At 41.7% G+C, this 12,324-nt stretch carries 15 protein-coding genes; 10 read left to right on the top strand and 5 right to left on the bottom strand.

The features are described from left to right. The first annotated feature begins 66 nt into the window (after nt 1-66). Nucleotides 67-1,302 carry an MFS transporter gene (locus NYE25_RS09455; RefSeq protein WP_341145759.1) on the top strand — a complete coding sequence of 412 codons (1,236 nt, stop codon included), beginning with the start codon at nt 67-69 and terminating at the stop codon, nt 1,300-1,302. 76 nt (nt 1,303-1,378) lie between these two features. Here NYE25_RS09455 and NYE25_RS09450 read toward each other — a convergent pair whose 3' ends face one another. Further along, nucleotides 1,379-1,603 (bottom strand): hypothetical protein, encoded by a 225-nt coding sequence (locus NYE25_RS09450; RefSeq protein ID WP_341145758.1) that lies wholly within the window; start codon nt 1,601-1,603, stop codon nt 1,379-1,381. Nucleotides 1,604-1,774: 171 nt separating this feature from the next. Here NYE25_RS09450 and NYE25_RS09445 point away from each other — a divergent pair, with 171 nt between their 5' ends. The 7 genes from NYE25_RS09445 (at nt 1,775) to NYE25_RS09415 (ending at nt 8,053) form a co-directional block, all read left to right on the top strand. Beyond that, nucleotides 1,775-2,614 (top strand): DegV family protein, encoded by an 840-nt coding sequence (locus NYE25_RS09445; RefSeq protein WP_042189493.1) that lies wholly within the window; start codon nt 1,775-1,777, stop codon nt 2,612-2,614. A 196-nt stretch (nt 2,615-2,810) separates the two neighbouring features. After that, the gene (locus tag NYE25_RS09440; protein ID WP_341145757.1) at nt 2,811-3,515 is read left to right on the top strand and encodes a response regulator transcription factor; all 705 of its coding nucleotides are present in this window, start codon (nt 2,811-2,813) and stop codon (nt 3,513-3,515) included. Continuing rightward, nucleotides 3,493-4,911 (top strand): sensor histidine kinase, encoded by a 1,419-nt coding sequence (locus NYE25_RS09435; protein WP_341145756.1) that lies wholly within the window; start codon nt 3,493-3,495, stop codon nt 4,909-4,911. The genes NYE25_RS09440 and NYE25_RS09435 overlap by 23 nt, the downstream gene beginning before the upstream one ends. Before the next feature lie 41 nt (nt 4,912-4,952). Then, nucleotides 4,953-6,056, top strand: a complete 1,104-nt coding sequence (locus NYE25_RS09430; RefSeq protein ID WP_341053151.1) for an AI-2E family transporter — start codon at nt 4,953-4,955, stop codon at nt 6,054-6,056. A 35-nt stretch (nt 6,057-6,091) separates the two neighbouring features. Further along, nucleotides 6,092-6,442, top strand: coding sequence for an Asp23/Gls24 family envelope stress response protein (locus NYE25_RS09425; protein ID WP_042129003.1), 351 nt, complete (start codon nt 6,092-6,094; stop codon nt 6,440-6,442). A gap of 79 nt (nt 6,443-6,521) precedes the next feature. After that, the gene (locus NYE25_RS09420) at nt 6,522-6,908 is read left to right on the top strand and encodes a hypothetical protein (protein ID WP_341145755.1); all 387 of its coding nucleotides are present in this window, start codon (nt 6,522-6,524) and stop codon (nt 6,906-6,908) included. Between the two features lie 128 nt (nt 6,909-7,036). After that, nucleotides 7,037-8,053, top strand: a complete 1,017-nt coding sequence (locus NYE25_RS09415; protein ID WP_341145754.1) for a S66 family peptidase — start codon at nt 7,037-7,039, stop codon at nt 8,051-8,053. Nucleotides 8,054-8,098: 45 nt separating this feature from the next. On the opposite strand, the gene NYE25_RS09410 is transcribed toward NYE25_RS09415, so the two are convergent. From NYE25_RS09410 to NYE25_RS09395, 4 genes are all read right to left on the bottom strand, one after another. Next, the gene (locus NYE25_RS09410; protein ID WP_094869623.1) at nt 8,099-8,383 is read right to left on the bottom strand and encodes a YxcD family protein; all 285 of its coding nucleotides are present in this window, start codon (nt 8,381-8,383) and stop codon (nt 8,099-8,101) included. A gap of 8 nt (nt 8,384-8,391) precedes the next feature. After that, on the bottom strand, nt 8,392-8,820 hold the full coding sequence (locus NYE25_RS09405) for a membrane protein (protein ID WP_042194151.1): 429 nt from the start codon (nt 8,818-8,820) through the stop codon (nt 8,392-8,394). 200 nt (nt 8,821-9,020) lie between these two features. Further along, nucleotides 9,021-9,581 (bottom strand): beta-class carbonic anhydrase, encoded by a 561-nt coding sequence (locus NYE25_RS09400; RefSeq protein WP_341053155.1) that lies wholly within the window; start codon nt 9,579-9,581, stop codon nt 9,021-9,023. A gap of 24 nt (nt 9,582-9,605) precedes the next feature. Then, entirely contained in the window at nt 9,606-9,938 is a 333-nt protein-coding gene (locus NYE25_RS09395) for an iron-sulfur cluster biosynthesis family protein (RefSeq protein ID WP_341053157.1), read from the bottom strand. A gap of 163 nt (nt 9,939-10,101) precedes the next feature. Here NYE25_RS09395 and NYE25_RS09390 point away from each other — a divergent pair, with 163 nt between their 5' ends. Both NYE25_RS09390 and trhA read left to right on the top strand, forming a co-directional pair. Further along, nucleotides 10,102-11,619 (top strand): carboxypeptidase M32, encoded by a 1,518-nt coding sequence (locus NYE25_RS09390; RefSeq protein ID WP_341145753.1) that lies wholly within the window; start codon nt 10,102-10,104, stop codon nt 11,617-11,619. A gap of 56 nt (nt 11,620-11,675) precedes the next feature. Then, on the top strand, nt 11,676-12,323 hold the full coding sequence (gene trhA, locus NYE25_RS09385; RefSeq protein ID WP_042189474.1) for a PAQR family membrane homeostasis protein TrhA: 648 nt from the start codon (nt 11,676-11,678) through the stop codon (nt 12,321-12,323). The last annotated feature ends 1 nt before the right edge of the window (nt 12,324 follow it).

Below are 12,324 nucleotides of genomic sequence, written 5' to 3'. Positions count from 1 at the left end.
CAAAATGACGATACGATAAACATGTTTCCTAGGAATCAAAATAGTAACTTTAAGGAGTGAACATAAATGTCCATATTTAAATCACACAATGAACAGAACACAGGACAATCCGTAGATAAACACGCATTAATATTCGGTCTTATTTCTGTGTTTCTTTGCGGAATAGGCTTTAGTATCATAATGCCTGTCGTCCCATTCTTAGTGCAGCCTTATACTAGCAGTCCGGGAGAACAAGCAATAGTTGTTACGATGCTTACCTCGGTTTATGCAGTCTGTGTATTTTTTGCAGCCCCCGTACTTGGAGCTTTGAGCGACAAGTATGGCCGACGTCCATTACTCTTAGTATGCCTGTTGGGTTCCGCCGTCGGGTACTTGGTTTTTGGCATAGGAGGGGCTCTATGGGTACTATTTGCTGGACGTATAATCGAAGGTATAACAGGCGGGAGCATAAGCACGATCTTTGCATATTTTGCAGACATCATTCCTTCAGAGCAGAGAACCAAATACTTCGGATGGGTAAGTGCAGTTGTAGGTGTAGGCACCGTCATTGGCCCAACGATAGGCGGATTACTTGCTAAGTTTGGTTATTCTGTTCCCTTGTTTTTTGGAGCAATCATAACTTTATTGAATGTTGTTTATGGATTCTTTTTTATGCCAGAGAGCCTTGCCAAGAAGAATAGACTGAAGGAGATTACCTTTGTAAGACTGAATCCATTTTCACAGCTTGCAAACTTACTTTCCATGAAAAACTTAAATAGGCTGCTAGTCTCAGCGTTTTTACTCTGGATTCCTAACGGATCTTTACAGGCAGTATTTTCTCAATTTACAATGGATACTTTCAGCTGGAAGCCTGCACTAATAGGACTTATGTTTTCGATTATGGGTCTCCAAGACATCATTTCACAAGGTTTGATCATGCCAAAGCTTTTGAAGAAACTTAGTGATAAACGTATAGCAATTCTCGGAATGGCTTCGGAAATTATCGGTTACAGTTTTATTGCGTTATCTGCTTTATTCTCATTCTATCCTCTTTTTATCGCTGGAATGTTTATATTTGGCTTTGGGGATTCGATCTTTGGGCCTTCATTTAACGGGATGCTTTCCAAGTCTGTCGATTCTAGTGAACAAGGTAGGATTCAAGGAGGTAGCCAATCTATTCAAGCTTTAGCAAGAATGATTGGGCCTATCATTGGAGGTCAGATTTATGTATCACTAGGCCATGCCGCACCCGCATTTATGGGGATGATCCTTATAGCAGCAGCCATACTCGTTTTGTATAAGCGTCCGGATGTAATTATGTAAACTACCTACGTTTAAGAACATATAAAAATAGAGTTTCAGAACTCAGGGACGAGTTCTGAAACCCTATTTATTATAGTTATTGTTTGTTTTTGGAATCTTTATTGATAACCCGTGCAGGACGAGTTACCCAGTTCGTACGATTCATCGGTTTAACTGTATCAATTCTGGCATTTGACGGTTCATTTAAAGCTTCAGTCGCTTCAGTTTCAGTAGATGTTGTAACTTCTTGATCCACGCTTTTTTTCCTTGATAGTCCTGTTCCATCATGCTTGCCTCGGTTCCATACTCTTCCCTTACTCATACATACACTCCATTTCTATACGCTTATTCATAAACCATATCATATTAGGACAAGTTAAGGAAGAAAGACATAAGCACAAATTGAAGGATTTTTCAAGTTATATTGGTTACTGGAGATTTCATTTGGCGATAGCTATAATAGTACTGATATTGAAAGGAGAGTACTTATATTATGGCAATCAAGATCATAACAGACAGCGGTTCTGACCTACCCCTTGACTACATGGAGAAGTATAATGTTTCCGTAGTCCATCTACCGGTTCATTTTGGGCATGAGTTAATGCCTGCGGATACGGATACGAAAACCTTTTATGCTAAAATGAGTGAATCCAAGGAGCTACCTACTACAGCAAGTCCAAGTCCTAACCAATTCCTTGAGACATTCAGGCAAGTAGAGGAAGGTACTGACATTATGGTCATTTGTATGTCCTCTAATATTAGTAGCACTTATCAGACGGCTATGATCGCTATGGAAATGTACCAAGAAGAAGGACACACCAATGCGATAGAGGTTATAGATTCCAAGACCTTTTCTGGCGGGTTGTCGCTGATCGTGGGCCTTGCGGCGAAGTGGTCACAGACTTGTTCAAGTCTGCAGGAACTGAAGGACAAGGTGCTTCAGCAAATGGATGAAGTTCGCGCATATTTTACACTGGATACACTTGAGAATGTAATGAAGGGCGGACGTCTAAGCCGGATATCAGGAGCGGTTGCTTCCGTGCTAAATATCAAACTACTGCTTAAAATCAGCGAAGAGGGTACTGTTGAGGTAGTGGAGAAGACCCGGGGTCTTCCAAAGGCATTAAACCGACTGCTAGCGCATTTGGATGAGAAGCAGCATGACTACGAGAAGGCTGTTATCGCTATAGTACACAGTAACTGTGAGAAGCTTGCGCTTGAGATTAAAGAACGCATCTTACAAAAGCACCCGTTCAAAGAAGTTTTACTCTCGAGTATGGGACCTGTAATGGGAACCTATGCGGGTGAAGGTGGAATTGGTGTTGCTTTTTAATAGGACTCCGAGGGCGTTTATATTTGCCAGCAGGTGTTCAGATTTCTGGAATTATACGATCGTACATGGGACGAGTTCCTGTGTGCGATTTTTATTTAAATATAAGAATTTGATGGATGTAATAATTTAGCTATTCTTTAGATTGCGTTTAGGTGGGTTTAATAATCGAAGATTATAGTTAGATGGGGTGATTACTGTGTATACAATTCTAATCGCAGATGATGAAGCAGAAATTGTGGAATTATTGAGATTATATTTAGAGAAAGAGTACAACATTGTGGAAGCGAACAGTGGGACTGAAGCGTTAAAGCAAGTACAAAACCATAAAATTGATTTAGCGATTCTTGATATTATGATGTCTGGTCTAGATGGACTGCAATTATTGAAGAAGATTCGTGAGTCTCATCATTTCCCGGTGTTGTTTTTATCTGCAAAAAGCGAACATTACGACAAAATTCTGGGGCTTGAACTCGGTGCCGACGATTATATTTCTAAACCGTTTAATCCATTAGAAATTGTAGCTCGTGCGGGAGCTTTACTGCGGCGAGTGCATCATTTTGACGCACAGATTATTGAAGAAAAGGCAGCTGAACAAATTGTGTTGGGAGAATTGAGGCTGGATCAAAGCCAGTGTCTGCTCTATCGTTCAGGGGAACCCGTCGTCCTTACCTCTACTGAGTACAAAATTCTGGAATTAATGATGAAACAACCGGGTCGGGTCTTTACACGAAAAAAAATATATGAGGCGGTATGGGAAGATTTTTATGTGTACGAAGATAATAGTATCATGGTACATATCAGTAATATCCGGGAAAAGATCGAGGAAGATTCCAAAAAGCCGGTTTATTTAAAGACTATTAGAGGGCTGGGATACAAAATTGAAGCGCCTATGGAGCAATAGAGATCAACGACCTTTACAATCATCGCTGACGCTGGATTTTTTGTTATTCATCTGCATTTTGTTTTTTCTTGTGATTGTTTATTATTTGTTCATTAATCTTGATGTGACCCATATGTTCGAAAAAAATAAAATCGCTGATCCTGAATTGAAGGTTGAAGCGAGTGCCTATCGAGATAATCTAGAGCATGGGATAGAAACCAAACGGCTTCTGCGTAGCGGTGGGTGGATTGAAATCTTGGGTCAAGACAAGAAGGTCATCGACGTAGTTGGTGAGAAGAAAGACGATGTAACACAATATACCGACAACCAGCTCTTAAATAACCTGGAAAACGGAGAAGATCAGGCGTACTTCTACTCGTTGACTACACGTAATAATGAGAATGAATCAGAGTGGCTGCTTTTGAAAATCCCTAGAGAAGTTATCGACATTTCAATTAATAGTGATCCATTAGTTGAATACTTCAACCACTCGCTTTCATACTATGTTTTTTTAGGAGTTGGAATGGTTCTCTTGCTTATTATCGTGTACAGCTATTGGGTGGCACGAAGAATCAGGAAGCCGCTGCGTATTATTACGCTTGGTTTGAAGCAGATGATTGAAGGAAATTATGATACTCGTATCTCGCTATATGCAGAGAAAGAATTTTCGCAAATTGGGGAGACTTTTAATTATATGGCGGACGTAATTGAGAAGACAACGAAAGAAAAACGTCAAGCAGAAGAAAGTAAGAAACGCATGATGGTTGATCTTTCTCATGATCTGAAGACACCCATTACGAGTATACAGGGGTTTGCACAGGCGTTGGTTGAAGGTCGTGGTGAGGACGAAGAACGCCAGAAACGTTATTTAACCTATATCTATAATAAATCCTCGCAAGTGACCAAGCTGATTCAAAATATGGTGGAGCTACTTAAAATAGATTCCCCAGATTTTTTACTACGAATGGAGCGTCATGAATTGGGCGAGTTTATTCGTGAAATCGTTGCAGACTCCTATGGTGAGATTGAACAAAAGAACTTCATCCTGCAGCTGAATGTTCCTGAACAGGAAGTCTTCGCAAGCTTCGATGCGGAGCTACTCTCAAGCGTAGTTCATAATTTGATCTCCAATGCTTTGACCTATAACCCGCCAGGCACTCATTTGCGAGTGGAGGTTATCCCCTCGAAGAGCGAGGTTACTATTGAAATTGCAGATACCGGAGTAGGCATTCCTGAAGAGCTTTGGTCAACGCTTTTTGATCCGTTTGTTCGAGGAGATAAAGCGCGGTCAACTACAGGTGGAACGGGTCTTGGTTTATCCATTGCTATGAAAAATACAGAGAAAATGGGTGGAACGCTTCATCTCAGTCGCGGAAAGAAGGAACCAACGGTATTCACCATACGTATTCCCAAATAACGAGATGAAAGACACCCGAAAATAGAAGATAGGAGAGAACTATGGCTAAACTGAACACATTTATTCGAGTTTGTATAGCGATCCTTTTGGTGTTAGGCATCGTATTTTTAGGCTCACAAGTTAATTTTATTTTCAGTCCAATCTTGTCTTTGTTCAATGTTATTATCGTGCCCTTAATGTTGGCAGGATTTTTCTATTATTTACTCCGACCTCTAATCAATACTTTGGAGAGATATAAACTAAATCGCTCTGTTGCGATCATCATCGTATATGTGGTCATTGCATTGCTCTTGTTTGGTTTTAGTATTGGAGTATGGCCTTCACTTCGAACACAGCTAATTAATTTTGTCGATAATATGCCAAATCTGATCGCAGCCGTGAATCAGCAGTTATTGAGGCTCGAGGACAGTGGATTCTTGGCTTCTATTATCCCAGCAGATATGGATCTTGCTTCCCAATTGACTGAATATTTGAATAAAGGATTTAATCTGATTTCGAATTACGTAACGGGTCTATTCTCCTTTGTTTCAAATTTCGCGATTATTTTATTTACCTTTCCTATTATGTTGTTTTACATGCTTAAGGAAGGTGGGAAATTTGGTCGTAAGATTGTAAGTTTCTTTCCAAAGAAGTATCGTGGAGAAGGGACTACAATGATGAGTGAAATTGACAGTGCGTTAAGTGGATTCATTGTTGGTCGGGTATTAGTCAATCTGGCACTTGGTGTTCTGATGTATATTGGTTTCCTTATTATTGGACTACAGTATGCATTGTTGTTGACAGTGATTGCTGTTGTGATGAATTTTGTACCTTTCATTGGTGCAATTCTCTCCAGTATCCCAATTTTCATTATCGGATTCATCCAATCGCCGTCCATTGCAGTATGGTCCATCATCATCGTTCTTGTAGCTCAGCAAATTCAGGATAATCTGATTGCTCCCTACATTTTTGGGAAAAAGCTTGATATTCATCCGCTGACAACGATCATCTTAGTGTTGGTTGGTGGAGATATAGGCGGGATTATTGCGATTTTGCTGATTATTCCATTGTATATGATTGTGAAAATCCTCTTGACCAAAGTGTATAATTTGTTTGTTAAGAACCACAGGGCAGAGGCAGAGGTAGAGGTAGAGGAGAGCCTTTAATATCTCATAAATTAACAAATATGGAGGTTGTTTATATGAATGAAGGAACGGAGCAAGGATTAATTCATATCTCAGATGATGTAGTCACATCGATCGTTGGACAGGTGGTTCTGGAAACGCCAGGTATTGCCGGGATGTCAGGAAGTAATATTTCGGATAACTGGGCCAAACGTTTGGGCGGTAAAAATGTGAAAAAAGGATTGTCTGTAGAAGTGAAGGAAGTAGACGTTGCCATCGACCTGCGGGTTATTGTTAATTACGGATGTGTGATTCAAGAGGTCTGTTATATGCTGCAAAAAAATGTGCGTAATGCTGTGGAGAATATGATGGGCTTGTCCCTTGTTTCGGTAAATGTGAAAGTTGAGAAGGTAGCCCTTCCAGTATAAGGATATCTCTCAAATAGGCACCGTGATATAGGCTTCTGCATAGAATGGAGCAAATCCATTTACGGAGGTCAGAGCATCCATGTCGACATATAACACTGGGCAAGAGCAGAATGTGATTTATCAGGCCGATCCTGCGGTGATCCGGCACCTGCACGGTGTCCGTGATTCCTTGCATCAATCTTGCAAGCCCTACCTAAACCATAGGGTGAATGTACAGACTTTAGATGGCTTAGTGCATGAAGGCACTATTGCCGGAGTAGATAATAAACATTTGTATTTGAACGTTGCAGTTAATGGGCAAATGCCGCGCGGATATTATAACCCTTACCAACCGTATCATCCGGGTCTTGGTCCGGGTCATGGTCATGGTCCGTATCCCGGCCCGGGTCCTTACCCAGGTCCTCCTAATAATAATGTGATCTTGCCGCTTGTGTTGTTCGAACTGCTAGCTATTTCTTTACTCTAAAGTTGACTTCTATTGAATAAGAGCATGTACTGGTTTTGCGATCGTACGTTGACGCGACTAGTCATGTTCTTTTTTTGTGTAATTGATGTGTACTCTTGATATAATTGCTGTAATACTGGAGGTGTCATATGATTAGATATCCGATTTTGAACAAGAATGCGACAGTAGGGGTGACAGCACCTTCATCTGGAGTAGGCGCTCAAAATGCAGAGTTAATTAAGTTGGCTTCAAGTCGTTTGGAATCTAAAGGATTTAATATGATTTGCGGGGATACGGTATGGACGCAAGAGAAGGCTAAATCGGCACCGGCCAAAGTTCGTGCTCAGGAGTTTAACGAGATGATGAGCGCTGAGCATATTGATATCCTTATTCCGCCTTGGGGCGGGGAGCTGTTAATTGAGGTTCTTGAGTTTATTGATTTTGATACCATGAAGGACAAATGGATCTTAGGTTATTCAGATATAAGCGTGCTGTTGCTTGCAGTTACGTTAAGAACAGGGATTGCCACGGCCCACGGGACTAACCTTGTTGATTTAAGAGGAGAGTATTCAGATGATACCACAGCCATGTGGGAAGCGGTTCTAGAGACGAAAGCAGGGGGTTCTATTGTCCAGCATTCATCGCTTAAATATCAGGGGGAATGGCAACATGATGCTCCTACGCCTTATGTATTTCACTTGACAGAAGATACCCGTTGGAAGACAGTATCCTCTGGTCCTGTAACTATGAAAGGGCGTCTGCTAGGGGGCTGTATAGATGTAATTAGGCATCTGATTGGCACACCATTTGGCAATCTGCGGCATTTCCAAGAACAAATGATTAACAATGAACCGATCCTATGGTATTTGGAAAACTGCGAACTGAATACGGTTGATGTACGTAGGTCATTAGTTCAGATGAAGCTCGCAGGTTGGTTTGAGAATTGTTCTGGCATTATGTTTGGCAGAAGTCCTGCTAATCGACCAGTAGAGAACTACACGGCCGAAGACATCTACGCAGAGCTTTCTGAGGAGCTCCAGGTACCTATTGTGTATGATATCGATTGTGGTCATATTCCACCGCAAATTACGCTGATTAACGGTGCGTACGCTGAAGTTGATGTGACGGATGGAGTAGGAACGGTAAAGCAATTTTTCTATGAATAGATGCATACAAAAAAGGGACAACCATTTGGGTTGTCCCTTTTACTATTAGTTTCCTGTAGTTACAATTGCAGTGATTTCCTCATCCAGGTCTAGCCTTACATCTTCGCGGTATGCACGAATGCCATATTCGCTAAGCATGTAACGTAGGATCGCCTCGATCATGTTGGACTCAACTAAATATTGACTACGTCCCTGTACCCAAACCTCAGCAGAGTATCCGGTGTCTTCTTCCCAGCTCAGTTCTACTTGAACATCTTCAGGGCGAACCGCTTTACGTTCAGCCATGTGTAGGCAGAGGGCATTGATGATCTCATCCATGCTAAGAACCATTGTTGACATTAGTAACGACCACCTTGATCTTCTAAGCGACGACGTTCTTTTCTGCGACGGAAGAAGGACATCACGAGCATTACGAGCACATAGATAGCAAGCATATTAATGACGAATCCTAGAATGTTACCGAAGGCACCCATACCGGCGAACATTCCGCCGAACAGTAACCCAGCCAAACCACCGATCATCATACCTTTCATTAAGCCGCCACCGCTGAAGAATCCCCGTTTCGTATTCGCAGTAGATCCTGCTGTGGAGCTTTTAGTGCTATCGCTTTTCCTTACGTTATCGGTTGTTGATTTTTTTGGAGTTGTTGAATAACTACGAGTGCCGGATTTAAATCCGCCACCACCTCGCTTCGCATCCACAAAGTTCGGGGTAGCTACGGCGAAAAATAGAGTGAAGGCCATTACAATCATCATTACGCGTTTCATTGGTTTCATTTAGTACGAAAACCCTCCTGTGAGTATGAATTTATGTGCATGTTCAGTATTACGCAGCTAGTCTTACTAGGTTTCAATTTTTATTTAAAATATAAGAAAGTATATGCTTGTCATAATTTATACTTTTTAATTACAAAAAAAGCGTGGATCCAGGATCCACGCAAACAGCAGTCAGAGAGTTGTAACTTAAGTTATTTATATCCATCAACGACAAGCTCAAGCGCTCCGGTAGCCGGATCGATGATCATGCCATGCACTGGTACATTTGGGGGTAGTAATGGATGCTTATTGATCAGATTCACAGTTTGGGATACCCCATCTTGGATATTGTCAAACCCGCGCAGCCATTTGGTAAGCTTGATTCCGGAATTCTCCAGCGTGTTCAGCACCTCTTCGGATACTCCACGTTCTTTAATGGAATTGATCATATGATCTGCATTGAGGGAAGCCATACCGCATTCATAGTGCCCAACAACGATAACTTCCTCCGCGTCAAGTTCATATAACGCAACCATGACACTACGCATAACACTACCAAAGGGCTGAGAAATAACCGCTCCGGCATTTTTGATGATTTTGACATCACCGTTCTTAAAGTTCATAGCTTTTGGTAATAGTTCAACCAGACGGGTATCCATACAAGTGATAATCAACATTTTTTTATCGGGATAGCGACTTGTTAAATATGCTTCATACTCTTTATTCTCTACAAAACTCTTATTGAAGTTAATAATATCGGATACATGGCTCATGGTTATTCTTCCTCCCTAAAATTACTAAAATGTACTTACATTACGCATATCTCTTACCAGGATATTTTTTCCGTAAATCTGTGAATCACTGTCTAGCTTAAAGGAAGAGAATCTTTCCTCGGCATCCAGACGCATCTTGTCCTCATAAAAGATTTCCTGCTGGCGGCTTACGATAAAGGGAAGGGAATCACTTTCCATCCTGGAATCGCCGTCCTCCACTTCTGAAACAATTAGTAATACATTAATTCCGTCACACCCGCAGCCTTCCGTATCATAAAAGAGCTTGAAAAATCCTGGCCGATCTTCAAGCCTTTCCTTCAACTTCCTTTCTGCGAGAGGTGTAACTTGAATCATCATAGCCTGTTCACGCTCCTTTGAATTTTGTGCGAAGCAAGATCTGCTTCTTATGTAACCCATTGAATATTTTAAATTAGAGATGTAATCTCTGAAGTTGATTATACTCATTCAAAAAAGTATCATCAAGAGGAGTCGGCAAAACAGAGAAAGCAGGTGTAATAAAATGGAACAGCAAGTGAAGGAACAGTGGGAGAAATTTAGCGAGTTATTATCAAAAATAAGTGGATATTCAGAGGCCATAGAATTACTTCACTGGGATTTACGCACCGGTGCGCCACGTAAGGGAGTAGAGGTTCGTTCGGGTACGATTGGGATGCTGAGTGGAGAACTGTTCAGACTCGGAGTTTCGGAGGAAATGGGAGATTTTACAACATTTTTTACCCGTCCTGAAGTGATTTCCCAGCTATCACATGTTCAGAAGAAGATCGTTACCGATTGCCGTAAAGAATATGAGCGCAGCAAGAGCATCCCTTCCAAAAGATTTGAGGAGTACGCTGTCCTGTCCGCACATTCCCAAACCATCTGGGAAGAAGCCAAGGAGAATGATGATTTCGCTACTTTTGAACCTTACTTAAGCAAGATAGTTGCTCTAAAGCAAGAATTTATCGATTATTGGGGTGTGAAAGGAACGCGGTACGATACGCTTCTTGATATGTATGAGCCTGATCTTACGGTAGAAAAAGTGGATGAAGTATTCAGCCGCCTGCGCAGCCGGTTGGTACCATTGGTAGAAGCTATCGCTGCTTCGCCCAATAAACCAGACACAAGCTTCCTACAGCAGATCTTCCCTAAAGAACAGCAGGAAAAGTTCGGCAACTTTATTTTAGAGCAAATGGGCTACGATTTTGACGCAGGTCGTTTAGATGAGAGTGTGCATCCTTTTGCAACAGGATTGAATCCAGGCGACGTTCGTATTACAACCGCTTATCTGCTTGATAATGTGACTAGTGCCATATTCAGCTCACTACATGAAGGTGGACATGCGCTTTATGAGCAAAATATCAGCAAGGATTTTGTTGGAACACCACTGGCACAAGGTGCATCGATGGGGATTCATGAATCTCAGTCGAGACTATGGGAGAACATGATCGGACGCAGCCGGGCTTTCTGGCAACGTTATTACGGGGATCTTCAACAACAATTCCCGGAGCAGCTTGCAAATGTGGAGTTGGAAGATTTCTACCGGGCGATCAACAGCGTGGAGAACTCATTTATCCGCATCGAAGCAGATGAACTTACATACAATCTGCACATTATCGTGCGTTATGAGATCGAGAAGCTTATTTTTAATGAAGGCCTTTCTGTAAAAGACTTGCCTCAAGTATGGAATGCTAAGTATCAAGAGTATCTGGGTATTACTCCGCCTTCTAACGCACTTGGTGTGCTGCAAGATGTCCATTGGTCTGGCGGGGATTTCGGATATTTTGCTTCCTACTCCTTAGGTAATATGTACGCTGCACAAATTCTGAATACACTTCGCAAAGAATTACCGGAGTTTGATGAGTTAATTGCTGCAGGGAACCTACTACCTATTAAAGAGTGGCTAACCGATAAGATCTATCGTTTCGGCAATAGCTTAACGCCTTCACAAATTATTGAACAAGTAACGGGGGAACCACTGAGTCCAGATTATTTAGCTGATTATTTAGAAGCGAAGTATACGGAGATTTACAAACTGTAATCCAGTAGGGTACGCGTGGTATAATAGAAAGAAAGCTTAGACGGAAGGATATGGATATGGCAAATACTCACACCTACAGCCGGAGAGAAGAAGTCGCGAATGCGATTACGCACGGGATTGGAACGGTATTAAGCGTGGCTGCACTTGTTCTGCTTGTTGTTTTTGCAAGCCTGAAAGGAACGACATGGCATGTGGTCAGCTTCTCCATTTATGGAACGACAATGCTGCTTCTGTATCTGAATTCAACACTAGTGCATAGTCTCAAAGAGGGTAAGGCGAAGGATTTGTTCGAATTTTTCGATCATTCCGCTATTTATCTGTTTATTGCTGGCACGTATACCCCCTTTTTGTTAGTCGCCATTCGGGGTACGCTTGGATGGAGTTTGTTCGGCGTTATTTGGGGAATCGCAGTGTTCGGCGTTTTCTTCAAGGCATTTTTTGTTAAAAAGTTTCTGTTCATGTCCACCATATTCTACATCGCAATGGGCTGGCTGATTGTAATCGCTTGGAACCCTCTTTCGGCTGTTGTAGCAGACGGAGGAATGATCCTGCTGATGGCTGGAGGTATACTCTATACATTAGGTACTGTTTTTTATGTATGGAGAGGGTTTCCATACCATCATGCGATTTGGCATGTATTTGTCCTTGCGGGTAGTGTCACACACTTCTTCGCCGTATTGATTTATGTACTGCCGATCCAATAAT

Origin of the sequence: Paenibacillus sp. FSL E2-8871 (assembly GCF_038000345.1) — a bacterium.
GTDB lineage: Bacteria > Bacillota > Bacilli > Paenibacillales > Paenibacillaceae > Paenibacillus_AQ.
Note: the sequence above shows the minus strand (reverse complement) of the source record. Positions and strands in the feature narration are given on the sequence as shown.

Bases quoted from the DNA above. Each gene is read 5' to 3' on its own strand.
- NYE25_RS09455 (WP_341145759.1), top strand. From the start codon at position 67: ATGTCCATATTTAAATCACACAATGAACAGAACACAGGACAATCCGTA.
- NYE25_RS09450 (WP_341145758.1), bottom strand. From the start codon at position 1,603: ATGAGTAAGGGAAGAGTATGGAACCGAGGCAAGCATGATGGAACAGGA.
- NYE25_RS09445 (WP_042189493.1), top strand. From the start codon at position 1,775: ATGGCAATCAAGATCATAACAGACAGCGGTTCTGACCTACCCCTTGAC.
- NYE25_RS09430 (WP_341053151.1), top strand. From the start codon at position 4,953: ATGGCTAAACTGAACACATTTATTCGAGTTTGTATAGCGATCCTTTTG.
- NYE25_RS09425 (WP_042129003.1), top strand. From the start codon at position 6,092: ATGAATGAAGGAACGGAGCAAGGATTAATTCATATCTCAGATGATGTA.
- NYE25_RS09420 (WP_341145755.1), top strand. From the start codon at position 6,522: ATGTCGACATATAACACTGGGCAAGAGCAGAATGTGATTTATCAGGCC.
- NYE25_RS09415 (WP_341145754.1), top strand. From the start codon at position 7,037: ATGATTAGATATCCGATTTTGAACAAGAATGCGACAGTAGGGGTGACA.
- NYE25_RS09410 (WP_094869623.1), bottom strand. From the start codon at position 8,383: ATGGTTCTTAGCATGGATGAGATCATCAATGCCCTCTGCCTACACATG.
- NYE25_RS09405 (WP_042194151.1), bottom strand. From the start codon at position 8,820: ATGAAACGCGTAATGATGATTGTAATGGCCTTCACTCTATTTTTCGCC.
- NYE25_RS09400 (WP_341053155.1), bottom strand. From the start codon at position 9,581: ATGAGCCATGTATCCGATATTATTAACTTCAATAAGAGTTTTGTAGAG.
- NYE25_RS09395 (WP_341053157.1), bottom strand. From the start codon at position 9,938: ATGATGATTCAAGTTACACCTCTCGCAGAAAGGAAGTTGAAGGAAAGG.
- NYE25_RS09390 (WP_341145753.1), top strand. From the start codon at position 10,102: ATGGAACAGCAAGTGAAGGAACAGTGGGAGAAATTTAGCGAGTTATTA.
- trhA (WP_042189474.1), top strand. From the start codon at position 11,676: ATGGCAAATACTCACACCTACAGCCGGAGAGAAGAAGTCGCGAATGCG.